This is a genomic window from Variovorax paradoxus, from assembly GCF_009498455.1.
Classification (GTDB): domain Bacteria; phylum Pseudomonadota; class Gammaproteobacteria; order Burkholderiales; family Burkholderiaceae_C; genus Variovorax; species Variovorax paradoxus_H.
Genome location: NZ_CP045644.1, coordinates 1,500,323 through 1,526,292 on the forward strand (window position 1 = coordinate 1,500,323; position 25,970 = coordinate 1,526,292).

Genomic DNA, 25,970 nt, shown 5'->3' on the forward strand with positions numbered 1-25,970 from the left:
ACCCCCCAACACACACCAACCGAGGAGAAGAAAACACATGTTCAACTGGACTGAAAAGCCGGTGTCCACACTGGCCAATGGCGCGGTCATCGCGCCCGACGAGCGGCTGCCGTGGCTGCAAACCGGCGCCATGGGCATTCAGCACGTGATCGCCATGTTCGGCGCCACGGTGCTCGCGCCGATCCTGATGGGCTTCAACCCCAACATCGCGATCCTGATGAGCGGCATCGGCACGCTCATCTTCTACTTCGTGACCGGCGGCAAGGTTCCCAGCTACCTGGGCTCGAGCTTCGCCTTCATCGGCGTGGTGATCGCGGCCAGCGGCTATGCGGGCAAGGGGCCCAACGCCAACATCGCGGTGGCGCTGGGCGGCATCGTGGCCTGCGGGGTGGTCTACATCCTGATCGGGGCCATCGTGCAGGCGGTGGGCACGGGCTGGATCGAGCGCTTCATGCCGCCCGTGGTCACGGGCGCCGTGGTGGCGGTGATCGGGCTGAACCTGGCCAGCATTCCCATCAAGAACATGGCGCCCACCAACTTCGACGCGTGGATGCAGGCCGTGACCTTCCTGTGCGTGGGCCTGGTGGCGATGTTCACGCGCGGCATGGTGCAGCGCCTGTTGATCCTCATCGGCCTGATCCTGGCCACGCTGGTGTACGCCGCGCTCACCAACATCCTTGGCATGGGCAAGCCGGTCGACCTGAGCGGCATCGCCAATGCGGCCTGGTTCGGCCTGCCGACCTTCACGGCGCCGGTGTTCACGACCAACGCGATGCTGCTGATTGCGCCCGTGGCGATCATCCTGGTGGCGGAAAACCTCGGCCACCTGAAGGCGGTGACGGCCATGACGGGCCGCAACCTCGACCCGTACATGGGCCGCGCCTTCATCGGCGACGGCATTGCCACGGTCATCAGCGGCGCCGCGGGCGGCACGGGCGTGACCACCTACGCCGAGAACATCGGCGTGATGGCGGCCACGCGCATCTACTCGACGGCGGTGTTCGTGGTGGCGGCGGTGATTGCGCTGGTGCTGGGCTTCAGCCCCAAGTTCGGCGCGCTGATCCAGGCGATTCCGCTGCCGGTGATGGGCGGCGTGAGCATCGTGGTGTTCGGCCTGATCGCCATTGCGGGCGCCAAGATCTGGGTCGACAACAAGGTCGATTTCTCGCAGAACAAGAACCTGATCGTGGCCGCGATCACGCTGATCATCGGCACCGGCGACTTCACGCTGAAGTTCGGCGACTTCGCGCTGGGCGGCATCGGAACCGCCACTTTCGGGGCGATCATTCTTTACGCACTGCTGGGCCGTTCGCGCAACGCCTGAGGGCAGACAAAGTGAAACCTCGTGCAATAACTGTTGTGCGGGGTCAGTGAACACGGCGCCGGCCATCGGGCTTTGGCCGGCGCCCGTTAGACTCCAACGCTTTTCGCACCGACGTTCACACACGTTTTCCAATGGCCGATGTTTCCGCCGCTCGTACCAAGGCGGTTTTCGAATTCAAGAGCGCCACACTGCCGCTGATCGCAGTGATCCTCAAGACAGCCGACCTCGACGTGCTGGCCGAGGCGCTCGACGCCCAGTTGGCGGATTCGCCCGACTTCTTCGAGCAGGAGCCGGTGGTGATCGACCTCTCGATGCTGCAGGAGCTGGCGGCCGAGGCCGACACTCCCGCCCCCGAGATCGACTTTGCCGCCCTGCGCAGCCTGCTGGCGCGCCACCAGACCCAGCCGATCGCCGTGCGCGGCGGCAGCCCCGAGCAGCATGCCGCGGCGCGTGAAGCCGGCCTGTCGGTGGCCGCCATGCCCTCGGCCCCGCGCCCCGCTCGCCGGCCCCGCCCGCCGAGGCGCCTGCGGCCTCCGAGGCTCCGCAGATCGTGCGCGAGCTGCCGGTGCCGGCCAACGGCACGCTGCTGATCGACAAGCCGCTGCGCTCGGGCCAGCAGATCTACGCGCGTGGCGGCGACGTGGTGGTGACGGCCATCGTGAGCTTCGGCGCCGAAGTGATCGCCGACGGCAACGTGCATGTGTACGCGCCGCTGCGCGGCAAGGCCATTGCCGGCGCGCGCGGGAACACCGAGGCGCGGATCTTCTCGACCTGCATGGAAGCGCAGCTGGTGGCCATTGCTGGCATCTATCGCACGAACGAAGTGCCGCTGCCCGAGCCCGTGCTGGGCAAGCCCGCCCAAGTTCGCCTGGACGGCAAAAAAATAGCGATCGACGCGATTCCCTGATGAAAAACCAGGAACGCGGCAGCGCTGAGCATCAATCGACAACTGAATCGAAACAAGAAGGAATGGCGATGGCCAAAATTGTGGTGGTGACCTCGGGCAAGGGCGGCGTCGGCAAGACGACCACGAGCGCCAGCTTCGCGTCGGGCCTTGCGCTCGCCGGCAAGAAGACGGCCGTGATCGACTTCGACGTGGGCCTGCGCAATCTCGACCTGATCATGGGCTGCGAACGCCGTGTGGTGTACGACCTGATCAACGTGATCCAGGGCGAGGCCAACCTGAGCCAGGCGCTCATCAAGGACAAGCAGTGCGACAACCTGTTCGTGCTGGCCGCCTCGCAGACGCGCGACAAGGAAGCCCTGTCGCAGGAAGGCGTCGAGAAAATCCTGAACGACCTGTCGGCCATGGAGTTCGACTACATCATCTGCGACTCGCCCGCGGGCATCGAGACCGGCGCCATGATGGCCATGCACTTCGCCGACGAAGCGCTGATCGTCACCAACCCCGAAGTCTCTTCGGTGCGCGACTCGGACCGCATCCTGGGCATGCTCAGCAGCAAGACCAAGCGCGCCAAGGACGGCGGCGAGCCGATCAAGGAACACCTGCTGATCACCCGCTACAACCCGAACCGGGTGGCCGGCGGCCAGATGCTCTCGCTGGAAGACATCCAGGACATCCTGCGCATCAAGCTGATCGGCGTGATCCCGGAGTCGGAAAGCGTGCTGCACGCCTCCAACCAGGGCGTGCCCGCCATCCACGACAAGGACACCGACGTGGCCCAGGCGTACAGCGACGTGGTCGCGCGCTTCCTTGGCGAAGACAAGCCGATGCGCTTTGTCGACGCCGAGAAGCCCGGCTTCTTCAAACGGATCTTCGGGAGCAAGTAGGCATGTCGTTTCTTTCGTTCCTGCTTGGTGAGAAGAAGAAGACTGCGAGCGTCGCCAAGGAGCGCCTGCAGATCATCCTCGCTCACGAGCGCTCCAGCCTCAGCGGCAAGAAGCGCCCCGATTACCTGCCCGAGCTCCAGCGCGAGCTGGTGGCAGTGATTTCCAAGTACGTGTCGATCAACGCCGACGACATCAAGGTGCACCTGGAAACCCAGGACAACCTCGAAGTGCTGGACATCAAGATCGAACTGCCCGATCCGGTTCCGGCGCGCTGAGCGCCAGAACCCGGCAGCCGCCCTGAAGCCTCAAGGCGGACCCGCTCACTCCGGTTGGGCCGCGGGCAGGGCCTCCAGCCGCTGCGCCCACTCACGGGCCTTGTCCTCGTCGAAGAGCGGGCTGTCGGGGTCACCGTAGAACGTCTGCGCCAAAACCTCCGTGCAGGCGCGCTGGCTCTCCAGGTTCTCTTCGCAGTCATCGAGCGCGGCGCCGGTGAGCAGCCAGCGCTCGGCGGCTGCCGCGTCTTCCGGCGCGCCCTGGCCCTGAAAGCGCATCCAGCCCAGCTCGTAGCAGGCCCAGCCCTGCTGGCGCTTGGCGCTGTCTTCCGCCACCTTCTGCAGCGCGTAGAGGGCCTCGGCATACAGGACGTTCACTTCCGCTTCTGCGTGGCCTTGTTCGGCCAGCGCCCCTGCGTGCAGGCACAGCGTGCGGCCGAGCTGCATCGTGGCGCTGGTGTCGCCGGCTTCGTGGCCACGGCGGAAGTAGCCGATTGCGCGCGCCAGGTCGGACTCACCGGGTTCGCCGAGCTTGTGCGCCAGACCGAGGTTGTAGAGCGCCATGGTGTTGTTCTGCTCGGCGGCGAGTTCGTAGTGCCGCATGCCGCCTTGCAGGTCGCGCTCGCCTCCCTCGCCTTCGCACAGCATGTAGCCGAGATGGCCGTGCGTGGCGGCATCGGCGCCGTCTTCACCGCCATGGGCGATGGCCTGCAGCAGCCAGGCGCGCCCCCGGGCGGGGTCGGCGCCGAGGCCGGCCGTGTCCCAGCGCAGCATCTTCGAGAGCTCGCACATGGCCACGGGCAGGCCGTCGGGTGATGCGGTCGCGGGGGCGTCGCCGGGTTCGCGCACGCCGGCGGCACGCGCCATCCAGCGCAGGGCTTCGCGCGGGTCGGCCTCCACGCCCTCGCCGTCGCGCAGGTGGCAGGCCAGCTCGTAGGCCGCCTGCAGGTCACCGGCGGCATGGCGCGCGGCCATGTGCTCGGTGTGCGCCTGCTCGCGGCCGTCGGCGTGCAGCCAGACGTACAGGCCGGTGTCGTTGCGCACGGCCTTCACCGGCTCGCCCGCGCTCCAGCGCTTGCACAGGTCGGAGCGGACCACCGTGGACATCCAGCCGTCGGCGACGGACACCGCGGTGGAAATCCACGGGTAGGCCTGCGGATGCAGCACGGCGCCATCGGCGCGCAGCACGCCCACGGCGAGTTGCCCCTTCTCCGCCTTCGCGCTGCGCGGCACCGGATCGGCAACCAGCCAGCCGAACTCGTGCGTGCCCCAGGCCAGCGGCTGGAGCGTGCGGTGCCGGCATGGCACCAGCTCGCGGCCGGCGGCCACGTCGTAGATGCCGCGCAGCCACGGCGCGTTCTTCGCCGTGCGCCCGCCCTTGGACGCCACGCGCACCAGGTCGCGCCGGACCATGGCGTGCGCGCGCTCCTCGCCGGTCAGCGGCTCCAGGGTCTCGAAGCGGCCGTAGTCGAAGGGCACGAGCACGCGGCCCTGCCCGTCGGTGAGGCCGCACAGGCCGTCGGCGCGTTCCACGGCGAAGCGCTTCGGCCGGGCCGGCGCGCCGCGCTCGTTCGACGGATCGTTGTCTTCGCTCGTCAGGCTTTCGATCGGGTATTCCTCGAGGAGGTCGACCTGTTCGTAGACCGGCTCGATGACGACGCGGCCTTGCGCATCGAGCAGCCCGCTCTTGCCGTCGCGCGTGGCTTCGAAGCCTTCCCAGTCGTGGCGCCACTGGAGGTTTTCGAACGCGGGCGGCACGGCCCATTCGCCGTCCGCGCGCACCAGCCCCCAGCCGCCCGCGTCGGCGCGCGCGGGCGCGAGGCCGAAAGGCGTGAAGTCTTCGGCCTCTTCGAACCGCGGCGCAATCGTCCATTGGCCCTGCAGGTCGACGTACCCAATGCGCTCGCCCACGCGGGCGCGCACGCGGCCTTCGACAAAGCTCCAGACCTCGTCGACCGAGGGCGCCAGCAGCCAGCTGCCGTCGGTGCGCAGCAGGCCGACGTGGTCGCCGACCAGGGCCGTGGCGATGTCGTCCTCGAAGGCCCAGACCTCGTCGAGCTGCGGTTCGAGCAGCACGCGCGGCGCTCCGGCGTCGGCGAGCAGCAGGCCGGATTGCTCACCTTGCGAGATCCAGAGCAGGCGCGGATCGCTCCCGCCGGCGTAGCGGATGTCGTCCCACGCGGGCTCGACCACGGGGGTGCGCTGGCTGGCGCCCTCGTCGTCGTGCACCAGGCGCATCACGCCCCAGCGGCCGTCGACCTCGAAGCGCCAGAGGTCGCCGCCCAGGTGGTTGTCGTAGTCGGGGCGTTCGTCGTCGTCCTCGTCTTCTTCGGGCTCGAAGTCGGCAAAGCGCTCGTCGCGCGGCGCTTCGTAGCCGTCGAAGTACGGATGCGAGAGGCTGCCGAAGCCGAACTGCCAGGCCCAGGCCTCCCAGTCGGCGAAACGCTGGATGCCGAGCGCCGCATCCACGCCGGGGTGGTTGCCGCTGTCGATGCAGCGGCGCACCTCGGCCCACAGTTCATTGCACTCGCGGCGGTTGCGTTCGATGAAGCCTTCGCCTTCCGTGTCTCCGCCCAGCCAGGACAGTTCGTCGAGGTTGGCAGAGAAGCGCGGCGCGCTGTTGTCCGGCGTTTCGTCGATCAGTTCGGCCAGATGCAGCGCCACCGCCTCGAACTGCAGTGCGATCTGCGGCAGCGTGTGCAGCATCGGATGCCGTTCGACAAAGGCCTGCAGCTGCCGGATGCGCGCGAGCGCGGCGTGCGCGTCGCTGGCGAGGTTGTCGGTGCCCGCGTCGCCGAAGACGCGCTGGTGGTCGATGGCCTCGCCGGCCACGCCATCGGCCAGCAGGAGCTGCCAGAGCACGGGGAAGTTGTTGTTGGCTTCGGCGATTTCGTCGGCCGAAGTTTCTTCGGGGTCAGCGCTGTCTTCGTCGCTGGAAATACGGTGTTCAAGATAAAGCCAGGAACGATTGCCCATGTGTGGTCGCGTGTGTCGTCCACGGCGAAGGCCATGGGTGGCGCCCAGTTTAGAGGCGCCGTTTCACGTTCCCGTGACCGTCGCAGGCGACATCAGAAACTGCGTGACGTGCGCGAGCACGGCCTGCTCTTTCAGGATGCGGCGGTGGCCCCAGCCCTGCGTGGGAAAGAGCCGCGCGCCGGCGATCGCGTCGCGAAACGCCTCGGCGTCGGCGAAGCGGTTCACGCGGTCGTCGCGGTCATGCACGATGAGCGTCGGCTGCGCGATGCGCGGGCCCACGGCGGCGGGTTCGAGCTGCTGCATCAAGATGCCCTCGCGCGCCTCGATCAGGCGCTGCATGCCCGCGCGCGTGCGCTCGCTGAGGCCGAACACCTGCGCGAAGTAGCGCGTGTACTCGCGCGGCGACGCCGGCGGTGCGAGCAGCACCAGCCGCTGCGCCGGCAGCCCGCGTCCCGCCGCATAGGCCAGCGCATTGGCGCCCAGCGAATGCGCGACCGCCGCACGCAGCACGTGCCCGTCGGCACCGAGCCGCGCCGCCACGTAGTCGATGGCGCGCGCGAACTGCGGCAGGTTGCTGGCCGTGCCCGCGCTGCGGCCGTGGGCCGGCATCTCCAGCAGCACGGGCCGCAGGCCTTCGGCGGCGATGGCCTGCGCGAGCGGCAGCATCTGGCCCGCATGGCCGCCCCACCCATGCACCAGCAGCACGACCGGCGCCGACTCGGCGCCCGAGTCCTGCGCGGCGAGGTGGTAGATGCCGAGGTTCGCGTCCTCGAACGACCAGGCCTCGCGGCGCCAGTCGGCACCGGGGTGCTGGCCGCGGTACAGCCATTTGGGCGGCAGCGGCGTGCCGAACACACGGTACGCGGCGCGCACGCCGAGCGCGGGCCACAGGCGCTGCGAGGCGCCGAGGCCAAAGCGCATCGCGCGCATCAGCGGGCTGGCGCTGTAGTAGCCCACGGGGGCGGTGGTGGGGGCGGTGGTCGTCATGAGGAAGGCTTCTTTCAGAGGCTCAGTACCAGACCCAGTCCCGGTTGCTGCGCGGCAGGCTGTGCAGCGTGTCCCGCACGCCGCGCACACCGAGAAGGGCCGCGTAGGCGGCGAGAAAGAGGGCAATGATCAGCATGGTGCTTCTCCTTTTTTATCGCACGATGGTGCGAAATCAAGGCAAACGAAGAGGCAAGGGTCGTCGTCTGCGGGTGCGCCTCAGGCGCGGTAGCTGGAAAGAAGGCGCTGCCAGGTCTGGCCCGCGCGCTCGGCTGCATGCCCGTCGCGCAGAAAGCGCGCGTCGTGCAGCTGGTTCATCATGATTCCGTTGATCTCGCTCACGAGCTGGGCGGGATCGGTGTCGGCCTGGAGCTCGCCGGTCTCGACCGCCTGCAGCACCGTGCGGCGCAGTGCGGCACGCCAGCGCGTGATCTCGTCGAACAGCAGGTCGCGCAGCTCGCCTTCGCGGTCGTCGAACTCGAAGGCGCCGGCCACATAAAGGCAACCGTTCTGCGCTTCGACATCGCGCGTGCGGGCGATCCAGCGCGCGACGATGTCGTTCAGGCGGGGCAGGCCCTTGGGCTTCTGCATGGCGGGCACGAACACCTCGGCCAGGAAGCCGCGGCCGTACTCCTCGATGACGGCCTTCTGCAGCGCCTCGCGCGACCCCACGCGCGAGAACACGCCGCTCTTGGACAGCCCGAGCCGGCTCGCCACGGCCTGCAGCGAAATGGCCTCCAGCCCTTCGGCCAGAGCGAGGTGCATCGCCGCGCCGACGATGGCGGCACGGGTGAGTTCGCTTTTCTGGGTCTTGGCGTCCATGCGGCGAACTTTAGCACAGTCGTGCGAAACATCAACTCCCCCATGCAGAAGGGCCTCATAGATGTTTTGCGCATGTGAAACCAACAAACGCATCGTTCCCCGCATTACCGCTTCTGCCGAGAATCGCCGGTCGGCCCCGTTCGGGGTCCGGACCTTTCACCTCCTGCGCGCCCGATGAACTTTCAACAACTGCGCTCGGTACGCGAGGCCGTTCGTTGCGGCTTCAACCTGACCGAGGTCGCCCACACCCTTCACACCTCGCAGCCCGGCGTGAGCCGGCAGATCCGCGAGCTCGAGGAAGAGCTCGGCATCGAGCTCTTCGTGCGTGCCGGCAAGCGGCTCACGGGCCTCACCGAGCCCGGCGGCCACGTGCTGCCGATCATCGAGCGCATGCTGATGGAAAGCAGCAACCTCAAGCACGCGGGCCAGGAGTTCGTCGCGCAGCAAAGCGGCCTGCTCTCGGTGGCGGCCACGCACTCGCAGGCGCGCTATGCGATGCCGGTGGCGGTGCAGGAATTCCGCGCGCAGTTTCCGAACGTGAAACTGCACCTGCACCAGGGCTCGCCCAAGCAGATCGCGCAGATGCTGCTCGACGGCGAGGCCGACGTGGGCATCGCCACCGAGGCGCTGGGCGACTACCCGCAGCTCGTCGCCCTGCCCTGCTACCGCTGGACGCATTCGGTGATCGTGCCGCCAGGGCATCCGCTGCTCGACGCACCGCTCACGCTCGAGGCGCTCACGCAGCACCCGTTGATCACCTACGACACCGGCTTCACAGGCCGCTCGCGCATCGACGAAGCCTTCGAGCAGCGCGGCCTGCAGCCCAACATCGTGCTGGCCGCAATGGACGCCGACGTCATCAAGACCTATGTGCAGTTGGGCCTGGGCGTGGGCATCGTCGCCGGCGTGGCCTACGAGGCCGAGCGCGACACGCAGTTGCGCGCGCTCGACGCGGGTCGGCTGTTCGGCATCAACCTCACCAAGCTCGCCGTGCGGCGCGGCAACTACCTGCGCAAATATGTCTACGCGTTCATCGAATCGTTCGCACCGACCTTGACGCGCGCCATTGTCGAGAAGGCCTTGGGCGACGAGGTCAAGGTTTCTCACTACGAGATTTAGCTCAAGCGCAACGAAATCGACACTTCCGGCTCCAGGGTTGAAAAGAATGCGCGCGGCTTCACACAAGCGGCGTACATTCGGGTTAATTCCTTGGCTCCCGGAACGGATCAGCAATGGCATCGACTTCGCAGCAGCAGCAGAAACTACAGGCCACCCGGGCCGCCCAAAAGGCGGCCGATGCAGCGGAGAAGCGCGAACGCCTGAAGCGTGCCCTGCCTGCCACCGTTGAACTGCTGCAAAGCCGCCAGGCCGATCGCATCGACGATCGCGACATCGACGCCTACGTCGATCTCAACTGGCTCGAATGGCATGGCGGTGGCTTGCGCCTCACCATCACCGGGCGCAACGTGTGCGCCCAGTCGGCCGCCACCGCGGTGGCCTGACAAACCCCTCCCCCAGTTCCCCAAAGAAAAACCGCCACAGTCTCCTGTGGCGGTTTTTGCATGTGCGCGGTGTGAACGCGGAGCGAAGGCTTACTGGCCCGCGATGATCTGCGCGATGAGGCCCGTGGCAATGGCTGCGAGCACGTAGTCACCGCCCACACCCACCCACTGGTAGCCGCGCGGCGGCTGCTGCAGGCGGTAGGCGCGCCAGTCGTTCACCACGTAGTTGCGGCCCCGGTACTCGGTCGGCACGCGGCCACCACGGCGCCACTCGCTGTGCGGCTGCGGGAAGCCCCGGCGGTCGAACTGGCGACCGTCGCGGAAGTCCTGGTCGCCGCGGTAACCGGCGTGAGGGCCGCGGTGCGAGCGGTGGTCGTTGCGCTGTTCGTAGCGGCCTGCACCGCGATGGTCCCCACGGTGGTCATCGCGCTGCTCGTAGCGGCCGCCGCCCGGACGGTGGTCGTCGCCCCGGCGATCTTGCGCCAGCGCGCTGCCTGCTGCCAGGGACAGTGCGAGCGCCGCAACGGCGGCAGTGGTGAGGCGCTTGGTACGGAAGATCATCTGGAACTCCTTTTGTTTGTCTGTGATGACGCCTCCATTGTGTGCAGCCCATGTGTCTGCTTGCGATGCGTCAGGTCTTCGTCGGATGAAATACGGTAAGCGCAGGTATCTGCGCGGCGTGTTGTCCTGCACGTTCTTCATGCGGGTGCGTAGCGGTTCACCACCATGCCGCAGTCGTAGGCCGTCGATCCGAGCAGCCGAAGCGCATGGCCATGGCGCGTGTCGTGAAACACAGAGCGGCCCGCGCCGACGGCCGTGGGGTTCACGAAGAACTGGAACTCGTCGACCAGCCCCGCCGACGTGAGCGACGACGCAAAACCGACACCGCCGATGGTGAGGATGTCTTTGCCCGGCTGGCGCTTGAGCGCATTCACTTCGTCGGCCATGGCGCCGCGTGCGATGTCGGTGCGCTCCCAGCGCGAGGCCTTCAGCTTGTTCGTGAGCACGACCTTGCGTGCCTCGACGATCCGCTGGGCAAAGGCGTAGTCGGGGTTCGCCGGAAAGCGCGTCGCGGCGCGGCCCCAGTGCTCAAGGTAGCCCTCCTCGATGATCTTGCGGCTCAACAGGATGGTGTCGACGCCCGCGAACACGGCGTTGAAGTCACGCTTGAGCGCCGCGTCCCAGCCCCACCGGTCGCCCCAGCCCCACAGCTGCCAGTCGATGTCACCGTTGGCCGGCGACACGAACCCGTCGACCGACATCTGCATTTGCACGATGAGCTTTCGCATCGAAGTCTCCTGAAAAGTCGCTTGCACAAACCGATCTTGAAATGCAAGCAGTTTCAGTATTCTCAAACCGATGCGAAAATGCAAGCAGTTTCTTGAACCGGCGGAATCCCGATGGCCCTCCAGCAGAAGTCCCCGTGCCCGATCAACCTCGCGCTCGAAGTCGTCGGCGACCGCTGGAGCCTGCTGATCGTTCGCGACCTGATGTTTGCCGAGAAGCGGCACTTCCGCGAGTTCCTGCAGTCCGAGGAAGGCATCTCCTCGAACATCCTCACGGAGCGGCTGAACACGTTGGTCGAACATGGCGTGCTCAGCAAGACCGACGACCCCACGCACAAGCAGAAGGCGCTCTACAGCCTCACGCCCGTGGGCATCGACCTGCTTCCGGTGATCACGCAGCTCGGCATCTGGGGGCGCAAGCACCGGCCGGTGACGGCCGAGAGCGGTGCGCCCGCGGCCGCGCTGGAAAAAGGCGGGCCGGTGCTGCAGAAGAAGATGCGGGCCGCGCTGCGCAAGGCGCACCTGGGCGGCCGATAGCGCTGCGCCCTACCCGCCCACCGTGCTGTTCGCCGCGTCGCTGCGCGCACGGCCCTGGGCCACCAGCTCGTCCAGCGGTGGCAGGTCAAGTTCGATCCACGCGCCGTGCGCGCGTGCGAGGTCGAAGGTGCCGGTCGACTGCGGCCGGTCGGTGTGCAGCACCAGCGCGTACGGGCCCTCGCCGCGCACGGCGATGCGCTGTGCGAGCGCGTCCCCACCCAGCTCTGCCGTCGAGGCGCGGTCGCGCGGTGACGACAGCACGAGCACGCTGCTTCCCAATGCGATCACCGCCACGCGCACCTGGCTGGCGGGCACGGCGACGGGCTCGCCGATGTGCGTGCTCGTGTCGTCGGACACGGTGCCCAGCAAGGCGCGGTAGCGCGCCAGCGTGGCGTCGAGGTCGCGCACGGCGATGGCCAGGCTGGCCACGCCAAGCACGCCGTTGGGATGCACGCGCGCGGCGCCCTCGGGCACGCGCAGGGCACGCCGCGTGAGGTCGCCGCACAGGAACGGCAGGTCGGCCGACGGGGCGCGCGCGGTCTGCCAGCGCAGGTGTTCGCCGTCGGGGCGCACGCGCCCGCCGTCGAGCGGGCCTTCGAGCACGAGGCCGCGCGCTTTCGCGTCGGCCACGGTGACCGCCGTATCGCGCGGCAGCAGTGCAAAGTCGACGATGCCTTCGCCGTGCCGCTGCAGCAGCTGCCACCAGCGCTCGGCGGGCGCCGGTTCGCGCCACGCGATGAGTTCGAAGTAGCTGCCGTCGCTGAACACGACGAGCGCGTTGTGCGTGCTGCGGCCCGGATGGTCGCCGCCGCGCAGCACATGGAAGCCGAGCGCGACGTAGTCGGCGATGGCGCGTTCGAGGTCGTGCACGGCGATCACGACGTGGTCGAGGGTCAAGGGCATGGTGAAGGCCTTCCTTCCAGCAGAGGTGGTGTTGTCGTCGTCGTCAGGAGGCTGTGCGGGCGGCGCCCTCGCCACCCAGGTAGGCATCGCGGATGCGTGCGTCGGCCAGCAGCGCGCGGGCCGGGCCCGAGAGCACGATGCGACCGGTTTGCAGCACGTAGCCGTGGTGGGCGATCTGCAGCGCGAGGCTGGCGTTCTGCTCGACCATGAAGACCGAGACGCCCTGCGCGTTGATGCGCGCGATGAGCCCGAGCACCTTGTCGACGTACAGCGGCGACAGGCCCATGGTGGGCTCGTCCATGCACAGCAGCTGCGGCCGGCCCATGAGCGCGCGCGCCATGGCCACCATCTGCTGCTCGCCGCCCGAAAGCGTGCCGGCCAGGAAGCCCAGGCGCTCCGCCACGCGCGGGAACAGTTCGAGCATGCGCGCCAGGTCTTCGGCCACGCCCGCGCGGTCGCGGCGCGCATAAGCGCCCATGAGCAGGTTCTCGCGCACGGTCATCGCGGGGAACAGGCGGCGTGCCTCGGGCACCGAGCCGATGCCCTTGCGGATGATCTGCGGCGTGCTCAGGCCGAGTGTCGATTCGCCGTTGAAGCTGACCTCGCCCGAGCGCGGCTTGAGCAAGCCGAGCACGATCTTCATCGTCGTCGACTTGCCGCTCGCGTTGCCACCGAGCAGGCTGACGATCTGGCCTTTGCGCACTTCGATGTCGAGGTCGAAGTGGGCCTGCACGGGGCCGTAGAAGCTGTTGATCTTCTGGAGTTGGAGCAGTGGACGCGTGGCGTTGCCGGAAGCGGGTGCCGTGGTGCGTTCGGGCAGACCCTCACCCCAACCCTCTCCCCGCAAGGGAGAGGGAGCCAGAAGGCCGGTGCGGGCGACAGTCGCGATCATGCGGGCACCGCTTCTTTCTGCGCTTCGCCGACATGGCGATGGCCGAGGTAGGCCTCGATCACCGCGGGGTCGTTGCGCACCGCGTCCGGCAGGCCTTCTGCGATCTTGCGTCCGTCGTCGAGCACCGCCACGCGGTCGGACAGCTGCATCACGAGGTCGAGCTTGTGCTCGATCAGCAGGATGGTCTGGCCGCGCGCCTTGAGGCCGCGAATGATCTCCAGCATCTCGGCCGTCTCGCTCTCGTTCATGCCGGCGGTGGGCTCGTCGAGCAGCAGCAGGCGCGGCCGCAGCGCGAGGGCACGCGCGATCTCGACGCGGCGACGGTTGGCGTACGAGAGGCTGTAGGCTGGATGGTCGGTGCGCGGCGTGAGCCGTTCGCCGAAGAGCGCGATGATCTCGCGCGCCTCGTCGCGCAGCGCTTCTTCCTCGCGCCGCACGGCACTCGGCTGCACCAGCGCAAGGGCCAGCTCGGCCAATGCACCCAGGCCCGGCACACCGCCCACACGTGGTTTCACGGCGCGCAGCCGCGTGTGCGCGCCGACCAGCACGTTGTCGAGCACCGAGAGGTTCGCGAACACGCGCCCGTGCTGGAAGGTGCGCGCGAGGCCGCGCTGTGCGAGCTGTTGCGCGGGCAGGCCGGTGATGTCGTGTCCGTCGAAGCGCACCTGCCCGGCGTCGGGCTTGTCGAGGCCCGTGACGAGGTTGAACAGCGTGGTCTTGCCCGCGCCGTTCGGACCGATCACGCTCAGCAGTTCGCCTTCGCCCACCTGCAGGTCGACGGCGTTGACAGCCGTGAGCCCGCCGAAGCGGCGCACGAGGCCGCGCACTTCAAGCAGTGGCAAGGGCATCGGCGGTGCGATCGGAAGTGAGGGCGGCCTTCGAGTTCACGAGCTTCACCTCGGCGCGAATGGCCTGCGGGTTGCGCAGCAGGTTGAGGATGGGGCAGTTGCGCTCCACCGCTTCGAACAGCGCGTCGATCTCTTCCCGGCTTGCGGGCGAATCGATGTGCACCGTGTAGCCGATCTCGTGCGGCCAGATCGGCGTCTGCTCGTGGCCCGGCTTGCCGCCGCGCGGGTCGATGACGCCGGTCACCTCGACCTCGAGGCTTTCGAGCGGCACCTGGCGTTCGGCCGCCTGGATCAGGAAGATGTGCGTCACGCAGGTGCCGAGCACGCCCAGCTGCAGCTCGGGCGAACTCGGCCCGAGGTTGTAGCCCGCGAAATCGGGCGGGCTGTCGCTGATGACCTGGTGCTCGCGGATGCGCAGGCGGCGCACGCCGCTGCGGCCTTCGGCGCGCACGCTGGCCTTGAGCTGCGAAGGCTGTGCAGTGCCGGCCGCGACGGTGGCGTTGCGTGCCAGCACGGCGGTGCGTTTCTCGGCGAGGTAGTCGTTGAGGTGGCTCATGGTGTGTGGTTCTTTCAGACAGTGCCGAGCAGGCCTTGGGGACGGAAGCGGATCAGCAGAAGCAGCGCAACGCCGTAGATCAGCATGCGGTACTCGGCCGTCACGCGGAACAGCTCGGGCAGGCTCACGAGCGCGACCGCACCCAGCAGTGCGCCGCTGATGTTTCCGAGCCCGCCGAGGATCACCATCGTGAGTGCGAGGATCGAGATCTGCGAGCCGAAGGTCTCGTGGTTGATGTACGAGTACATGTGCGCGGTGAAGGCGCCGCTCACGCCCGCTGCGAAGCCGCCGAAGCCGAAGGCCAGCGCCTTGTAGCGGTCGGGGCTCACGCCGTAGGCGCGTGCGGCGACCTCGTCTTCGCGCACGGCGCGGAAGGTGCGGCCCAGGTGCGAGCGCAGCAGGCGCCACTGCAGCAGGGCCAGCAGCACCAGTGCACCGAACGAGGCCCAGTAGATCGCCTCGTTCGACGACGCATCGCGACCGAACAGCGACAGCGGCGGAATGCCCGACACGCCGATGGGCCCGCGCGTGAGGCTTTCCCAGTTGAGGATGGTGAGCGCCACGATCTCGCCGATGCCGAGCGTGGCGATCGACACGTAGTGCCCGCGCAGGCGGAAGGCCGGGAAGATGAGCGCCGTGCCGATCAGCGAGGTGAGTACGCCCGCGACCACGATGCCCGTGCCCACGGACAGGTGCAGGTCGAGCACCAGCAGCGACGAGGCATACGCGCCGATGGCCAGCAGCCCCGCATGGCCCAGCGAGATCTGTCCGATGGTGCCGGCCACCAGCGTGAGGCTCAAGGCGAGCGCACCGTAGAGCCACGCGTTGGTGAGCGTCTGCAGCACGTAGGGCGACGGATTGAACAGCGGCAGCAGCACGGCCGCGGCGAACAGCGCGAGCAACACGCGCGGCGGCACGCGCCACGGTTTGCTCGGTGCGATGAAGGTTCCGGTGAGCGGCTCGGGCGGCAGCACACGCTTGCGGCCGAAGAGGCCGTTCGGCTTCCACACCAGAATGACGAGCAGCAGCGCAAACGCAAACAGGTTGCGGTACGGCGTGCCGAGGATCGCCACGCCATAGCTTTCGATGAGCCCCAGCAGCAGGCTGCCGACGATGGCGCCGGGCACGTTGCCCACGCCGCCGACCACCGTCGCCACCACGCCCTTGAGCGTGGCCTGGAAGCTCATCGCCGGGCTGATGTTGTTGTAGTACATGCCCACCAGCAGGCCCGAGAGCCCACCCAGCGCGGCGGCAATGGCGAACACGGTCTGGTTCACGCGATTCACGTCCACGCCCATCTGCTGCGCGGCGTCGCGGTCTTGCGCGGTGGCGCGCACGGCCCAGCCGAGCTTCGTGAAACGCAGGAAGCCGAACAGCACGGCCGCGCTCGTGATGCCGATGCCCGCGATCAGCAGGTCGAGCGCGCCGATGGTGCCGGTGCCGATCTGCAGCCGCCACTCGGGCAGCTGCGTGGGCAGCGCGCGCGGGTCGGGGCTGAACACCAGCTGCACGAGGATGTCGAGCACGAAGCTGATGCCGATGGTGGCCAGCAGCGGCGCGATGCGCGCCGCGCCCTGCAGTGGCCGCAGACCCACGCGCTCGATGAGCATGCCGAGCGCGCCACTGCCGAGCACCACCAGCGCGATGGTGATCGGCAGCGGCGTGTGCAGGTAGGTGATGCTGGCCCAGCCGATGTACGCGCCCACGGTGTACACCGAGCCGTGCGCGAAGTTGATGAGCTGCGAGACGCCGAAGATCAGCGCGAGCCCGACCGCCAGCAACGCATAGATGTTGCCGATGATCAGGCCGTTGACCGTGTGGTCGAAGAAGGAGGTGAAGCTCATCGGTATGACCCCCTCTCCCTCTGGGAGAGGGTTGGGGTGAGGGCAGCGGCCTGTGCGAAGGCCAGACGTGTATCGAAGGCCCCTGCCCTCACCCTGGCCCTCTCCCGCAAGCGGGAGAGGGAACAATTCAAAGACCCGTTCATTTCGACGACGCCACAGCCGCCTTCTCATCGATCTGCGCCCACTTCCCATCCTTCACCACCAGGTTGACGCTCTTCACGCCGATCACGCGACGCGTCTGCGCATCGAAGGTGGCCTTGCCGAAGATGACGCTGGGCACGTCCTTGATCTTGTAGAACGCGTCGCGCACGGCCTTGCGATCGGCCTTCGGGCCGGCCTGGCGCAGTGCGGCGGCGGCGTACACCACGGCGTCGTAGGCGTAGGCGTTGAAGGCGTCGGGCTCCTTGCTGTACTTCGCGCGGAAGGTCTTCACGAACGCCTGCACCTCGGCGCGCGGCTCGTCGGGATAGAAGGCGGTGTTGGTGTGGATGCCGTTCACGGCCGCGCCGCCGAGCTCGATGAACTTGGGCGAGTAGACCGAGCCCACGGCCGCGATCGGCTGCTTCAGGCCCACGCTGCGCACCTGGCCCGCGATGAGCGCGCCGTCGGGGTAGTACGAGATGAGCACCAGCCCGTCGGGGTTGGTGTCACGCACGCGCACCAGGGTCGAGCGGAAGTCTTTCTCGTCGGGCTGGTAGCCCTCGGCAATGGCGAGCTGCGCGCCGCGTTCCTGTGCGGCCTTCACGAGCACGTCCTTGCTGGTGCGGCCCCAGTCGGTGTTCAGGAAGAGCACCGCGATGCGCTTGAAGCCCAGCGTCTTCACGGCGAGGTCGGCCAGCAGCGGCTGCGCGTCGGCCTGGCTGATCGACGGGCTCCAGATGTAGTCGCCGCCCTTGGTGAAGTCGGGGTGCGAGTTGGTGAAGCCCAGCTGCACAAGGCCCGCGCGCTGGTAGATGGGCGAGGCGGCCATCGAGGCCGGGCTGGAGAAGTCGCCGAGTTCGATGAGCACACGCTTGTCGTTCACGAGTTTTTGCGCAATGGCGACGGACTGGCGCGGGTCGCTCTGGCTGTCCTCGAAGTTGTAGGCCAGCGGCCGGCCGTGGATGCCGCCTTGCGCATTGATGTGATCGATCGCGAGGTCGAAGCCGGCCTTCCACTGCGCGCCGTACTGTGCGTTCTGTCCGGTGAGCGGGCCGCTCACACCGAACCACACGGGCTCGCCGCTGGCGGTTGCGGCCCAGGCCGCGAGCGGCGCGGCCAGCAAGGCGGCGGACAGTGCGACCGCATGGCGCAGGAAACGATGGCGGGTGAACAGCGGCGGCATGGGGTCGGACCTCGGTGGCAGTGAAGGGAGGGATGTGCAGGGCCGCGATTCTTCGCCGCTGTCCCCGTGCCGGGAACGAACAAAAACGGAGAGGCTTATGCGCTTTCCGAGCAAGCGAAGGGGCAAGCGCCAAGCGCTGCGCAGCCTCGTTTAAGCTGCGCGCCACATGAAGCGACGCCACCTCCTCCACATGCTCGCCGGCGTGCCGGCCACCGCCCTGCTGCTCTCAGCGTGCGGCAAACGAAAGGCCTCAGCCAACGCGCTGAAGCCCGATGCCCGCGTGCTGGCGCTGGGCGACAGCCTGACCTTCGGCTACGGCGCATCGCCCGAGACGGCATGGCCCGCGAAGCTCGGCGAGCTCACGGGCTGGCAGGTCGAGAACGCGGGCGTCAACGGCGACACGTCGGCGGGTGCGCTGGAGCGCCTGCCCGCGCTGCTGTCCGCCGGCAGCTACGACGCGATCCTGATCGGCATCGGCGGCAACGACATGCTGCGCGGCGTGTCGCCCGCCAGCACGCGCGAGAACCTCGCCGCACTCATCGAGCAGGCGCGCGCGCACACGCCGCATGTGGCGGTGCTGGCCACGCCCGCGCCCGATGCGATGCGCGCGGTGGTCGGCTCGCTCAGCGACGCGCCGTTCTACGAAGAGGTCGCGAAGTCGGGACAGGTGCTGCTGGTCGCGGGTGTGTATTCGGGCGTGCTGTCGGATGCGGCCCTGCGCTCGGACCGCATCCATGCGAACGCGAAGGGCTACGCCCAGGTGGCGGAGCAGCTCGCCGAGCAACTCAAGGCTGCGGGCTGGCGCTAAGGCCCGTCGCGCGGTCGTCGGAGCGCATCGGTGCGCGTGCTGTGGCACCGCGCACCGGCAGGCTCTCCAGCACGCCGAACAACAACTCCATCGCGGTGAAGCCGAGGATGATCAGGCTGGCGCCCTGCGTCACGGCGTAGACCTGCCAGGTGGCGAACAGGAAGCGCGCCACGGCGTCGTAGCGGCCATAGCGCAGGCGCGGATCGCGGATGCGCAGCACGGCCCACACGGTGACCACCGAACCGAGCAGGTTCGCCATCAGCATGTGCACGGGGTCGAAGGCCGGAAAGCTGCCCGGCAGCTGCAGCGTCTGGATGGTCCACAGCAGCAGGGCGTGCACTGCGGCAAAGGTCCACGGCGTGGCGAAGCCGATGGTCACCACGAGGTCGTACCAGGCGCTGGCGCGAACGATGCGTTGGTAGGTGGGAAGCGCGATCATGAAGAAGAGCCCTGCAGGGAGTGAAGAAGCCCCGGAAGCTAAAGCCTCGGGTACGCTCCAGGGTCAAGCACATTCTTCGGCGAAGGAACAACGACCATGCAGATCGGCCAGCTGGCTTCGGCGACGGGCTTGAGCCGCGACACGCTGCGCTTCTACGAAGAGCGCGGCCTGATCCGTGCGGAGCGCGGCAGCAACGGCTACCGGGTCTATGCGAAGGAAACCGTGCAGATGGTGGGCTACATCCGCACCGCGCAGAAGCTCGGCTTCAGCCTGCACGAGATCGGCGACAACCTGCCCGCGGTGTGGGAGTCGGCCGCGCCCGACGATGCGATCGCGGCGCTGCTGGCCGACAAGGTCGCGGTCATCGACCAGAAGATCGCCGAGCTGAACGCGCTGCGGCAAGACCTGCTGGCGCGCGTGCCAGCGGGCTGCCCGATGGCTCAGGCGGCCTGCGCGCGCAACAGGTCGACGTAGGCGCCCTGTACCAGCTGGCGCTCGGCCACGCCGAGCCGGGCCATGAGCGCATGGGCTTCGGCCACGCCGGCCTCGGCGGGCTCGCCCTCTTGCAGCACCACTTCGAGTTCGAGGAATTCACCGAGCCCTTCGACGCGGTCTAGGTGCACGCGCGTGCGGCCCACGAGAAATAGGCGGCGCTGCTTGCGCACGCGGCCGGCTTGGCCCCAGGCGAGCGTGAGCGATTCGCGCAGCGCGTCGGGCGTGGTGACGGGCGTGATCAGGTAGAACGATTCCTTCGGGCCGCTGCTGTCGGCGCGGCGGTAGAAGATGAGCTCGCCGCGGTCGGGGGCGAAGGTGCGCAGCTTGAGGCGGTCGGCGCTTTGCTCGCAGCGGAAGAAGGTGTCGTCTTGTGCGATTTCGGTGGGGCCTTGGTCGGCGAGCGTTGCGGCGATGGCTGCGATGCGGTCTACGCTGTCGATGCGGGCTTTGATCTCTACGTTTCTTGCCATGTCTTCTCGTTTTCTTGAGGCTGTGTTCAGGGCGCGTGCACAGGCCACCGGGTACTTCCCTCCGCGAATGTCCCCCGCTTCGCTCCTCCTTTATTTCGCTGCGGGAAGCACCCAGTGTCCTGCGCACACCGAGCGTGGTCGGGGTTCTGGCCGATCAACGACCACACTGAATGACGCTCACGTCGATGGGGTGCCTTGCGCAGCGAAATCAAGGAGGAGCCGAAGGCGGGGGACATTCGCGGAGCAAGGCTCCCCGTCGGCGGGAGCGTCGCCCTGAACAGCAGCAGAAAAAATCAGGGCGCGTTGCCCTGCGGCCCCACCGGCGGTGGCGCCGCGCGCCCGCTCGAGCCCGGTGCCAGCTTGCGTCCGAAGGACTCGCCCACGTTGCGCACGGGCCGGCTGGCTTTTTCCGACACGTTGCTCACGCCGCGCCGCGTGGCCGCATCGGCGCGGTTGACGCCGCGGCCGGCGGCGTTGGTGCCGCGCTGCACGCTGCCCACCACCTTGCCGTTGCGCGACGGCGAGGGAATGGTGTGGGCGCGTTCGGCCTGCGGCGGGTTGTCGGCGCTCTGCGCCTGTGCAGTGACGGGCAGCCAGAGCGCGGCGGCGATGGCGGCGAGCGATGCGGTGATGTGGAAGGTTTTCATGGCGTCGTCCCCTGGGAGTGGTCTTCGGATTCGGCGGCGGCCGCGCGGGCCATGCGCTCGCTCTTCCAGTACACGTCGTCGCCGCCGTTCATGCGGTTGAGCACGCGTGCGAGCACGAAGAGCAGATCGCTGAGCCGGTTGAGGTATTGGCGCGGCGCGTCGTTGAGTTCGGTGGTGGCGCCGAGCGACACCACCGCGCGCTCGGCACGCCGCGCCACGGTGCGGCACACATGCGCGAGCGACGCGGCGCGCGTGCCGGCGGGCAGGATGAATTCGGCCAGGCGCGGCAAGGTGGCGTTGTGGTCGGCCAGTGCGTTGTCGATCTGCAGCAGCGCCTCGGGCTTGAGCAGCGTGAAACCGGGCATCGAGAGTTCGCCGCCGAGGTTGAAGAGCTGGTGCTGCACGTCGACCAGCAGCTCGCGCACGGGCTCTGGCAGCGGTTCGCACAGCAACACGCCGATGTGCGAGTTGAGTTCGTCCACGTCGCCCATCGCGTGCACGCGCAAGTGGTCCTTGGGCACGCGGGTGTTGTCGCCGAGGCCGGTGGTGCCGTCGTCGCCGGTGCGGGTGGCGATCTGGGAAAGTCGGTTGCCCATGGGCGCTCCTCTGCTCGGTTCAGGTGGTGAGGCTGGCGGCGTCGATCTTGCCGGCCAGCCATTGCAGTCCAGCCAGATGCTGCTGGTCGTGGCTGCACAGGTAATGGATGAGGCTGCGCATCGTGAGCGGGCCGTAGCCCTCGAACACGGCGGTGCGTGCAAGCTGCACATCACTCAGCTGCGAGACGATTTCCATCGTCTGCACGCGTGCGAGGCGGAACTCGGCGAGCACTGTCGCCGCATCGGCCGTGTCGTAGTGGCGTTCGATGGCCAGCGGCTCGCTGTCGATTGATGCGAGCGTCGGATGGGTCTCGGAGAGCGTGCGGCGAAAGCGCATGTGGTAGCCCTCGATCTCGATGTCGCGCACATGGCACAGCTGCTCGATGGCAGTGAAGGCTTCGCTGGGCACGCCCTCCCACGAAGGCGGCGCCCAGTGCCGGAAGGCCTGGGGAATGGCCGTGTAGTGGGCTTCGAGCTGCGATGGAAAGGCCGCAAGGGCTGCAAGGGTCGTGGGGTTCATGTCTTCTACTGAAGCGCATTATGGTGCGCGCTCCGTAAAATGACCGATCCCCCTCAGCCCCTCCAGGAGACGCCCGATGAACGCCCCGACTTCCACCTCGCACCTGATGCCGGCGCTCCATCTGCGCGATGTGCCCGCAGCCCTGATCGACGGGCTGAAGGCGCGCTTTGGCGACAACTGTTCCACGGCGATGGCGGTGCGCACGCAGCACGGGCGCGACGAGTCGTCGTTCGACGCACCGCCGCCCTCGGCCGTGGTGTTCGCCGAAAGCACGCAGGACGTGGCCGATGCCGTGAAGCTGGCCAGCGAACACAGCGTGCCGGTCATTCCCTTCGGCGTGGGCTCTTCGCTCGAAGGCCACCTGCTCGCGGTGCAAGGCGGCATCAGCATCGACGTGTCGCGCATGAACCAGGTGCTGTCGATCAACGCCGACGACCTCACGGTGACGGTGCAGCCGGGCGTCACGCGCAAGCAGCTCAACGAAGAGATCAAGAGCACGGGCCTGTTCTTCCCCATCGACCCGGGCGCCGACGCCTCCATCGGCGGCATGACGGCCACGCGCGCGAGCGGCACGAATGCGGTGCGCTACGGCACGATGCGCGAGAACGTGCTGGCGCTCGAAGTGGTGACGGCAGCGGGTGAAGTGATCCGCACCGGCACGCGCGCGAAGAAGTCGTCCGCAGGTTATGACCTCACGCGCCTCATGGTGGGCAGCGAAGGCACGCTGGGCGTGGTCACCGAGGTCACGCTGCGCATCTACCCGCTGCCCGAGGCCGTGTCGGCCGCCATCTGCTCGTTCCCGAGCATCGAGGCGGCGGTGCGCACCACCATCGAGACCATCCAGCTCGGCGTGCCGATTGCGCGCGTGGAACTGATCGACGTGAACACGGTGCGCATGGTCAATGCCTACGCCAAGTTGAACCTGCGCGAAGAGCCTATGCTGCTGATGGAATTCCACGGCTCGCCGGCCGGCGTGAAGGAGCAGGCCGAGACGGTGCAGGAACTGGCCAGCGGCCACGGCGGCAACGCCTTCGAATGGGCCAGCACGCCGGAAGAACGCACGCGCCTGTGGACCGCGCGGCACAACAGCTACTTCGCGGCCGTCCAGTCGCGCCCGGGCTGCCGCGTGATCTCCACCGACACCTGCGTGCCGATCTCGCGCCTGGCCGATTGCCTGCTCGACTCGGTGGCCGAAGCCGATGCCAGCGGCATCCCCTACTTCCTCGTCGGCCACGTGGGCGACGGCAACTTCCACTTCGGCTACCTGCTCGATCCGAACATCCCCGAAGAGCGCGTGAAGGCCGAGGAGCTCAATCACAAGTTGGTGACTCGTGCGCTGGCGCTCGAAGGCACCTGCACGGGCGAGCACGGCGTGGGCCTGCACAAGATGGACTTCCTGGTGACCGAAGCGGGCGTGGGCGCGATCGACATGATGCGCACGATCAAGCGCGCGCTCGATCCGAAGAACATCATGAACCCGGGCAAGATCTTCAGCCTCTGATCGTTCTCGCGCACGCGTAAAAAAGCCCGGCGGCTCGCAAGAGCGCCGGGCTTTTTCGTGGGCCCGACGGCCCGCGGTTTTCTTCTTACCTCCGGCGACGCGCCGGTGCGGGCTCCGGCGGTACGTAGGTCTGCGACGGTGCGGCACCGCCGTCCACGCCCAGGCGGCCACCGCCGCCGAGGCCCTGCCCGCGCACCGTCTGCGCCTTGTAGTTGCGCAGCGAGCGGACCATCTGGTTGAAGGCGTCCATGAAGGCTGCGGCAATCACCTTGCCTTGCGCGGTGTTCGTGTAGCCGCCGAGGCCACCGGCGCCGCTGCGACCGGCCAGGCCGCCGAAGGCGCCGAAATCGGTCTTGGAGGCACTGCCTTCCGAAGCCGCGACCTGCACGCCGGAGCGGTTGTCGATGAGCGTGAGCAGCGCGCTGGCTTCCTTGGTCTGCATGCTGCCGCCGATGGCTGCGATGGCGCGGCCGCGACCGCCGCCCACGAGGCCGCCGAGCGCGCCGCCGATGCCGCCGGCATCGCTGTTGCTGAACACGATTTCGGGCGACAGGCCGTAGTCGGAGGCGACCATCTGGCCGCGGCCGAAGTTGCTGCCGCCGCGCATTTCGCCCGACTGCTGCAGTGCGCGTTCACGCGTCATCGCGTTCATGCCGGCCGCGCCGCGCTCGACCACGATGAAGCAATTCGACTGCTGCACCAGCAAACGCAACAGATTTGCAGTAGGCGGCAGACGGTACTCGCCCGTGAGGATGGTGTACCAGCCGGCGTTGACGTTCTCGACCAGCGACACGGTGCCCAGTGGCGATTCGCAGCGCTCGAGCTGGCTGCTCGCGCCCGCCGTGGCACCGCCGGCGGCGCTGCCCGTGGCCGTGGTCTTGGCCGATTGGCTGCCCATCTGCATGTCGGTGGTGGCGCAGCCCGTGAGCAGCAGCGCGCCGACGGCGACCGCGGCGAATGGGAACTTGGTGACGAAGAACGGCATGGTGGACTCCCTCGGTTCGATGGTGATGGTCTTGCAACGCTGAACGAAAAACCGCGGTCGAGGATACGCGCAAAGGATTGCAGGAATCAATCAAACGAACGCAGGGGTCCGCGTTCGCAACGCAGGCCGAACTAGGCCGTTCGACGGATGCGCTCGATGAGTCCGTTGAGTGCTTCGATGGAGCCGAAGTGGATCGCCAGCTCGCCGCTTTCGCCGCGCTTCGTGCGCTTCTTGATGCGCACCTCGACCTCGGCCGTGAGCAGGTCGGCCAGTTCTTCCTCGACGCGCTGCAGGTCGCGCGACTTCTCGCCGGCATTGCCGCGCCGCGAGGGCGTGAGCGTGAACTCGGCCGCGAGCTTCTTCACCAGCGCCTCGGCCTCGCGCACCGACATCTTCTTGGCGGCGATCTGGTTGGCGGCAGTGATCTGCGTGCCACGGTCGAGCGACAGCAGCGCGCGCGCGTGGCCCATGTCGATGTCGCCGGCCATCAGCATCAGCTGAGCGGGCTCGGCGAGGTTCAGCAGGCGCAGCAGGTTGCTGGCGGCACTGCGCGAACGGCCGACGGCTTGGGCCGCCATCTCGTGAGTGAGCCCAAACTCTGTGACGAGGCGTTGCAGGCCTTGAGCTTCTTCCAGCGGATTGAGGTCTTCGCGCTGGATGTTCTCGATGAGCGACATGGCCGCCGCGGCCTCGTTGGGCACGTCGCGCACCAGCACCGGCACGGTGTCCAGGCCCGCGAGCCGGGCGGCACGGAAGCGCCGCTCGCCCGCGATGATTTCGTACTCGGCATTCTTGGCCGCGGCCGATTCGGCATCGAGCCGGCGCACCAAAATCGGCTGCATGATGCCCTGCACCTTGATGCTCTCGGCCAGCTCGTAGAGCGCGCCCTCGTCCATGCGGGTGCGCGGCTGGTAGACGCCGGCCACCATCTGGTCGAGCTTCAGGGTGTTGGGGTTCTGCGGCGCGCCGCCCTCTTCTGCCGAGGTGCCGCCGAGCGGGCCGCCCGGGTCGGCGGAGGGTGCGGCCGTCGGGCCGAGCAGCGCTTCGAGGCCGCGGCCCAGGCCCTTGGGTTTCTTGGTCGCCATCAGTGCGTGTCTTTCGAGAGGTCGTTCAGGAGTTGCCGGCCTTCGGGCCAGTCGCCCAGGCCGGATTCGGCGTTCAGGTGGCCGCCCTTGCCGGCGTCGACGAAGCGTGCGCCCCAGTCGCTGGCCAGCTGCTTCGAGCGCGAGGCGTCGCAGTACGGGTCGTCATTGGCGGCGATCAGCACGGCCGGAAACGGCAGCGGCTGGCGCACGATCGGTGCCCAGCCGGGAATCAGTTGGCGCAGGTCGTCGCGCTCCAGATCGCCGGGCGCCACCAGCAGCGCGCCGCGCACCTTGTGCGTGTTGCGCGAATGGGCGGCCCAAGCGGCGGTGAGGATGCAGCCGAGGCTGTGCGCGGCCAGCACCACGGGGCCCGGCGCGGCCAGCACTTCTTCTTCGAGGCGGATGGACCAGTCGCCGCGCAGCGGACGCATCCACTCGTGCTGGTCGACACGGCGGTCGCCGTAGACCGACTCCCAGCGGGTCTGCCAATGGCCGGGACCGCTGTTCTGCCATCCGGGCAGCAGCAGGATGCGGGGTTCACTCATGGCTGGTTGCTACGAACT

At 68.1% G+C, this 25,970-nt stretch carries 28 protein-coding genes and 1 pseudogene; 10 read left to right on the forward strand and 19 right to left on the reverse strand.

What is annotated here, in order from left to right; all coding sequences use genetic code 11:
• Positions 1 to 37 precede the first annotated feature (37 nt).
• The 4 genes and pseudogenes from GFK26_RS06720 (at position 38) to minE (ending at position 3,390) form a co-directional block, all read left to right on the forward strand.
• Positions 38 to 1,324, forward strand: a complete 1,287-nt coding sequence (locus tag GFK26_RS06720) for a solute carrier family 23 protein (RefSeq protein WP_153281320.1) — start codon at positions 38 to 40, stop codon at positions 1,322 to 1,324.
• Between the two features lie 131 nt (positions 1,325 to 1,455).
• A pseudogene (gene minC, locus GFK26_RS34550) lies at positions 1,456 to 2,231 on the forward strand (septum site-determining protein MinC).
• A 68-nt stretch (positions 2,232 to 2,299) separates the two neighbouring features.
• Positions 2,300 to 3,115 (forward strand): septum site-determining protein MinD, encoded by an 816-nt coding sequence (minD, locus tag GFK26_RS06730; RefSeq protein WP_095747381.1) that lies wholly within the window; start codon positions 2,300 to 2,302, stop codon positions 3,113 to 3,115.
• 2 nt (positions 3,116 to 3,117) lie between these two features.
• Positions 3,118 to 3,390 carry a cell division topological specificity factor MinE gene (minE, locus tag GFK26_RS06735; RefSeq protein ID WP_056574726.1) on the forward strand — a complete coding sequence of 91 codons (273 nt, stop codon included), beginning with the start codon at positions 3,118 to 3,120 and terminating at the stop codon, positions 3,388 to 3,390.
• Positions 3,391 to 3,435: 45 nt separating this feature from the next.
• On the opposite strand, the gene GFK26_RS06740 is transcribed toward minE, so the two are convergent.
• The 3 genes from GFK26_RS06740 to GFK26_RS06750 all read right to left on the reverse strand — a co-directional run bounded on the left by GFK26_RS06740 (position 3,436) and on the right by GFK26_RS06750 (position 8,169).
• Positions 3,436 to 6,363, reverse strand: coding sequence for an SEL1-like repeat protein (locus GFK26_RS06740; protein ID WP_153281321.1), 2,928 nt, complete (start codon positions 6,361 to 6,363; stop codon positions 3,436 to 3,438).
• 63 nt (positions 6,364 to 6,426) lie between these two features.
• Positions 6,427 to 7,350, reverse strand: a complete 924-nt coding sequence (locus GFK26_RS06745) for an alpha/beta fold hydrolase (protein ID WP_153281322.1) — start codon at positions 7,348 to 7,350, stop codon at positions 6,427 to 6,429.
• Positions 7,351 to 7,566: 216 nt separating this feature from the next.
• Positions 7,567 to 8,169: a TetR/AcrR family transcriptional regulator gene (locus GFK26_RS06750; RefSeq protein WP_062473724.1), complete on the reverse strand. Its 603-nt coding sequence runs from the start codon at positions 8,167 to 8,169 to the stop codon at positions 7,567 to 7,569.
• Positions 8,170 to 8,343: 174 nt separating this feature from the next.
• Here GFK26_RS06750 and GFK26_RS06755 point away from each other — a divergent pair, with 174 nt between their 5' ends.
• Complete coding sequence (locus tag GFK26_RS06755) at positions 8,344 to 9,288, forward strand: CysB family HTH-type transcriptional regulator (RefSeq protein WP_101490634.1); 945 nt, start codon at positions 8,344 to 8,346, stop codon at positions 9,286 to 9,288.
• 113 nt (positions 9,289 to 9,401) lie between these two features.
• On the forward strand, positions 9,402 to 9,671 hold the full coding sequence (locus GFK26_RS06760; RefSeq protein ID WP_101490635.1) for a hypothetical protein: 270 nt from the start codon (positions 9,402 to 9,404) through the stop codon (positions 9,669 to 9,671).
• 90 nt (positions 9,672 to 9,761) lie between these two features.
• On the opposite strand, the gene GFK26_RS06765 is transcribed toward GFK26_RS06760, so the two are convergent.
• The gene (locus tag GFK26_RS06765; protein ID WP_153281323.1) at positions 9,762 to 10,232 is read right to left on the reverse strand and encodes an RcnB family protein; all 471 of its coding nucleotides are present in this window, start codon (positions 10,230 to 10,232) and stop codon (positions 9,762 to 9,764) included.
• Between the two features lie 137 nt (positions 10,233 to 10,369).
• Positions 10,370 to 10,960 (reverse strand): dihydrofolate reductase family protein, encoded by a 591-nt coding sequence (locus GFK26_RS06770; protein ID WP_153281324.1) that lies wholly within the window; start codon positions 10,958 to 10,960, stop codon positions 10,370 to 10,372.
• A 111-nt stretch (positions 10,961 to 11,071) separates the two neighbouring features.
• Here GFK26_RS06770 and GFK26_RS06775 point away from each other — a divergent pair, with 111 nt between their 5' ends.
• A complete protein-coding gene (locus GFK26_RS06775) occupies positions 11,072 to 11,494 on the forward strand; it encodes a winged helix-turn-helix transcriptional regulator (RefSeq protein WP_153281325.1) in 423 nt (140 codons plus the stop codon).
• Positions 11,495 to 11,503: 9 nt separating this feature from the next.
• Here the strand turns inward: GFK26_RS06775 and GFK26_RS06780 are convergent, their stop codons facing one another.
• The 6 genes from GFK26_RS06780 to GFK26_RS06805 form a co-directional block, all read right to left on the reverse strand.
• A complete protein-coding gene (locus GFK26_RS06780; RefSeq protein WP_153281326.1) occupies positions 11,504 to 12,397 on the reverse strand; it encodes a VOC family protein in 894 nt (297 codons plus the stop codon).
• A gap of 43 nt (positions 12,398 to 12,440) precedes the next feature.
• Positions 12,441 to 13,289, reverse strand: coding sequence for an ABC transporter ATP-binding protein (locus GFK26_RS06785; RefSeq protein ID WP_228121933.1), 849 nt, complete (start codon positions 13,287 to 13,289; stop codon positions 12,441 to 12,443).
• Positions 13,286 to 14,137: an ABC transporter ATP-binding protein gene (locus tag GFK26_RS06790; RefSeq protein WP_153281327.1), complete on the reverse strand. Its 852-nt coding sequence runs from the start codon at positions 14,135 to 14,137 to the stop codon at positions 13,286 to 13,288. The genes GFK26_RS06785 and GFK26_RS06790 overlap by 4 nt, the downstream gene beginning before the upstream one ends.
• Positions 14,118 to 14,693 carry an OsmC family protein gene (locus GFK26_RS06795; protein ID WP_153281328.1) on the reverse strand — a complete coding sequence of 192 codons (576 nt, stop codon included), beginning with the start codon at positions 14,691 to 14,693 and terminating at the stop codon, positions 14,118 to 14,120. Before GFK26_RS06795 ends, GFK26_RS06790 begins: the two co-directional genes overlap by 20 nt.
• 14 nt (positions 14,694 to 14,707) lie before the next feature.
• A complete protein-coding gene (locus tag GFK26_RS06800; RefSeq protein ID WP_153281329.1) occupies positions 14,708 to 16,537 on the reverse strand; it encodes an ABC transporter permease in 1,830 nt (609 codons plus the stop codon).
• Between the two features lie 139 nt (positions 16,538 to 16,676).
• The gene (locus GFK26_RS06805) at positions 16,677 to 17,861 is read right to left on the reverse strand and encodes an ABC transporter substrate-binding protein (protein ID WP_153281330.1); all 1,185 of its coding nucleotides are present in this window, start codon (positions 17,859 to 17,861) and stop codon (positions 16,677 to 16,679) included.
• A 166-nt stretch (positions 17,862 to 18,027) separates the two neighbouring features.
• Between GFK26_RS06805 and GFK26_RS06810 the strand changes: the two genes are divergently transcribed.
• Positions 18,028 to 18,669: a GDSL-type esterase/lipase family protein gene (locus GFK26_RS06810; protein ID WP_153281331.1), complete on the forward strand. Its 642-nt coding sequence runs from the start codon at positions 18,028 to 18,030 to the stop codon at positions 18,667 to 18,669.
• Here GFK26_RS06810 and GFK26_RS06815 read toward each other — a convergent pair.
• Positions 18,647 to 19,108, reverse strand: a complete 462-nt coding sequence (locus tag GFK26_RS06815; RefSeq protein ID WP_153281332.1) for a hypothetical protein — start codon at positions 19,106 to 19,108, stop codon at positions 18,647 to 18,649. The genes GFK26_RS06810 and GFK26_RS06815 overlap by 23 nt on opposite strands.
• Before the next feature lie 96 nt (positions 19,109 to 19,204).
• On the opposite strand from GFK26_RS06815, the gene GFK26_RS06820 reads away from it, so the two are divergent.
• Positions 19,205 to 19,582, forward strand: a complete 378-nt coding sequence (locus tag GFK26_RS06820; RefSeq protein WP_153281333.1) for a MerR family transcriptional regulator — start codon at positions 19,205 to 19,207, stop codon at positions 19,580 to 19,582.
• Here the strand turns inward: GFK26_RS06820 and GFK26_RS06825 are convergent.
• The 4 genes from GFK26_RS06825 to GFK26_RS06840 form a co-directional block, all read right to left on the reverse strand.
• Positions 19,549 to 20,073, reverse strand: a complete 525-nt coding sequence (locus GFK26_RS06825; protein WP_153281334.1) for a class IV adenylate cyclase — start codon at positions 20,071 to 20,073, stop codon at positions 19,549 to 19,551. The two genes, GFK26_RS06820 and GFK26_RS06825, sit on opposite strands and share 34 nt — an antisense overlap.
• A 293-nt stretch (positions 20,074 to 20,366) precedes the next feature.
• Positions 20,367 to 20,720: a hypothetical protein gene (locus tag GFK26_RS06830; protein WP_153281335.1), complete on the reverse strand. Its 354-nt coding sequence runs from the start codon at positions 20,718 to 20,720 to the stop codon at positions 20,367 to 20,369.
• Positions 20,717 to 21,316: a cob(I)yrinic acid a,c-diamide adenosyltransferase gene (locus tag GFK26_RS06835; RefSeq protein ID WP_153281336.1), complete on the reverse strand. Its 600-nt coding sequence runs from the start codon at positions 21,314 to 21,316 to the stop codon at positions 20,717 to 20,719. The genes GFK26_RS06830 and GFK26_RS06835 overlap by 4 nt, the downstream gene beginning before the upstream one ends.
• 19 nt (positions 21,317 to 21,335) lie before the next feature.
• Positions 21,336 to 21,836 carry a DinB family protein gene (locus GFK26_RS06840; RefSeq protein ID WP_153281337.1) on the reverse strand — a complete coding sequence of 167 codons (501 nt, stop codon included), beginning with the start codon at positions 21,834 to 21,836 and terminating at the stop codon, positions 21,336 to 21,338.
• Between the two features lie 76 nt (positions 21,837 to 21,912).
• Between GFK26_RS06840 and GFK26_RS06845 the strand changes: the two genes are divergently transcribed.
• Positions 21,913 to 23,337, forward strand: a complete 1,425-nt coding sequence (locus GFK26_RS06845; RefSeq protein WP_101490650.1) for an FAD-binding oxidoreductase — start codon at positions 21,913 to 21,915, stop codon at positions 23,335 to 23,337.
• 85 nt (positions 23,338 to 23,422) lie between these two features.
• On the opposite strand, the gene GFK26_RS06850 is transcribed toward GFK26_RS06845, so the two are convergent.
• The 3 genes from GFK26_RS06850 to GFK26_RS06860 form a co-directional block, all read right to left on the reverse strand.
• Entirely contained in the window at positions 23,423 to 24,322 is a 900-nt protein-coding gene (locus GFK26_RS06850; protein ID WP_153281338.1) for a CsgG/HfaB family protein, read from the reverse strand.
• Between the two features lie 131 nt (positions 24,323 to 24,453).
• Positions 24,454 to 25,407, reverse strand: a complete 954-nt coding sequence (locus tag GFK26_RS06855; RefSeq protein ID WP_099794294.1) for a ParB/RepB/Spo0J family partition protein — start codon at positions 25,405 to 25,407, stop codon at positions 24,454 to 24,456.
• Positions 25,407 to 25,952, reverse strand: a complete 546-nt coding sequence (locus tag GFK26_RS06860; RefSeq protein WP_153281339.1) for an RBBP9/YdeN family alpha/beta hydrolase — start codon at positions 25,950 to 25,952, stop codon at positions 25,407 to 25,409. Before GFK26_RS06860 ends, GFK26_RS06855 begins: the two co-directional genes overlap by 1 nt.
• Positions 25,953 to 25,970: the final 18 nt, after the last annotated feature.

Coding starts and splice junctions, on each gene's coding strand:
- GFK26_RS06720 (WP_153281320.1), top strand. CDS start 38: ATGTTCAACTGGACTGAAAAGCCGGTGTCCACACTGGCCAATGGCGCG.
- minD (WP_095747381.1), top strand. CDS start 2,300: ATGGCCAAAATTGTGGTGGTGACCTCGGGCAAGGGCGGCGTCGGCAAG.
- minE (WP_056574726.1), top strand. CDS start 3,118: ATGTCGTTTCTTTCGTTCCTGCTTGGTGAGAAGAAGAAGACTGCGAGC.
- GFK26_RS06740 (WP_153281321.1), bottom strand. CDS start 6,363: ATGGGCAATCGTTCCTGGCTTTATCTTGAACACCGTATTTCCAGCGAC.
- GFK26_RS06745 (WP_153281322.1), bottom strand. CDS start 7,350: ATGACGACCACCGCCCCCACCACCGCCCCCGTGGGCTACTACAGCGCC.
- GFK26_RS06750 (WP_062473724.1), bottom strand. CDS start 8,169: ATGGACGCCAAGACCCAGAAAAGCGAACTCACCCGTGCCGCCATCGTC.
- GFK26_RS06755 (WP_101490634.1), top strand. CDS start 8,344: ATGAACTTTCAACAACTGCGCTCGGTACGCGAGGCCGTTCGTTGCGGC.
- GFK26_RS06760 (WP_101490635.1), top strand. CDS start 9,402: ATGGCATCGACTTCGCAGCAGCAGCAGAAACTACAGGCCACCCGGGCC.
- GFK26_RS06765 (WP_153281323.1), bottom strand. CDS start 10,232: ATGATCTTCCGTACCAAGCGCCTCACCACTGCCGCCGTTGCGGCGCTC.
- GFK26_RS06770 (WP_153281324.1), bottom strand. CDS start 10,960: ATGCGAAAGCTCATCGTGCAAATGCAGATGTCGGTCGACGGGTTCGTG.
- GFK26_RS06775 (WP_153281325.1), top strand. CDS start 11,072: ATGGCCCTCCAGCAGAAGTCCCCGTGCCCGATCAACCTCGCGCTCGAA.
- GFK26_RS06780 (WP_153281326.1), bottom strand. CDS start 12,397: ATGCCCTTGACCCTCGACCACGTCGTGATCGCCGTGCACGACCTCGAA.
- GFK26_RS06785 (WP_228121933.1), bottom strand. CDS start 13,289: ATGATCGCGACTGTCGCCCGCACCGGCCTTCTGGCTCCCTCTCCCTTG.
- GFK26_RS06790 (WP_153281327.1), bottom strand. CDS start 14,137: ATGCCCTTGCCACTGCTTGAAGTGCGCGGCCTCGTGCGCCGCTTCGGC.
- GFK26_RS06795 (WP_153281328.1), bottom strand. CDS start 14,693: ATGAGCCACCTCAACGACTACCTCGCCGAGAAACGCACCGCCGTGCTG.
- GFK26_RS06800 (WP_153281329.1), bottom strand. CDS start 16,537: ATGAGCTTCACCTCCTTCTTCGACCACACGGTCAACGGCCTGATCATC.
- GFK26_RS06805 (WP_153281330.1), bottom strand. CDS start 17,861: ATGCCGCCGCTGTTCACCCGCCATCGTTTCCTGCGCCATGCGGTCGCA.
- GFK26_RS06810 (WP_153281331.1), top strand. CDS start 18,028: ATGAAGCGACGCCACCTCCTCCACATGCTCGCCGGCGTGCCGGCCACC.
- GFK26_RS06815 (WP_153281332.1), bottom strand. CDS start 19,108: ATGATCGCGCTTCCCACCTACCAACGCATCGTTCGCGCCAGCGCCTGG.
- GFK26_RS06820 (WP_153281333.1), top strand. CDS start 19,205: ATGCAGATCGGCCAGCTGGCTTCGGCGACGGGCTTGAGCCGCGACACG.
- GFK26_RS06825 (WP_153281334.1), bottom strand. CDS start 20,073: ATGGCAAGAAACGTAGAGATCAAAGCCCGCATCGACAGCGTAGACCGC.
- GFK26_RS06830 (WP_153281335.1), bottom strand. CDS start 20,720: ATGAAAACCTTCCACATCACCGCATCGCTCGCCGCCATCGCCGCCGCG.
- GFK26_RS06835 (WP_153281336.1), bottom strand. CDS start 21,316: ATGGGCAACCGACTTTCCCAGATCGCCACCCGCACCGGCGACGACGGC.
- GFK26_RS06840 (WP_153281337.1), bottom strand. CDS start 21,836: ATGAACCCCACGACCCTTGCAGCCCTTGCGGCCTTTCCATCGCAGCTC.
- GFK26_RS06845 (WP_101490650.1), top strand. CDS start 21,913: ATGAACGCCCCGACTTCCACCTCGCACCTGATGCCGGCGCTCCATCTG.
- GFK26_RS06850 (WP_153281338.1), bottom strand. CDS start 24,322: ATGCCGTTCTTCGTCACCAAGTTCCCATTCGCCGCGGTCGCCGTCGGC.
- GFK26_RS06855 (WP_099794294.1), bottom strand. CDS start 25,407: ATGGCGACCAAGAAACCCAAGGGCCTGGGCCGCGGCCTCGAAGCGCTG.
- GFK26_RS06860 (WP_153281339.1), bottom strand. CDS start 25,952: ATGAGTGAACCCCGCATCCTGCTGCTGCCCGGATGGCAGAACAGCGGT.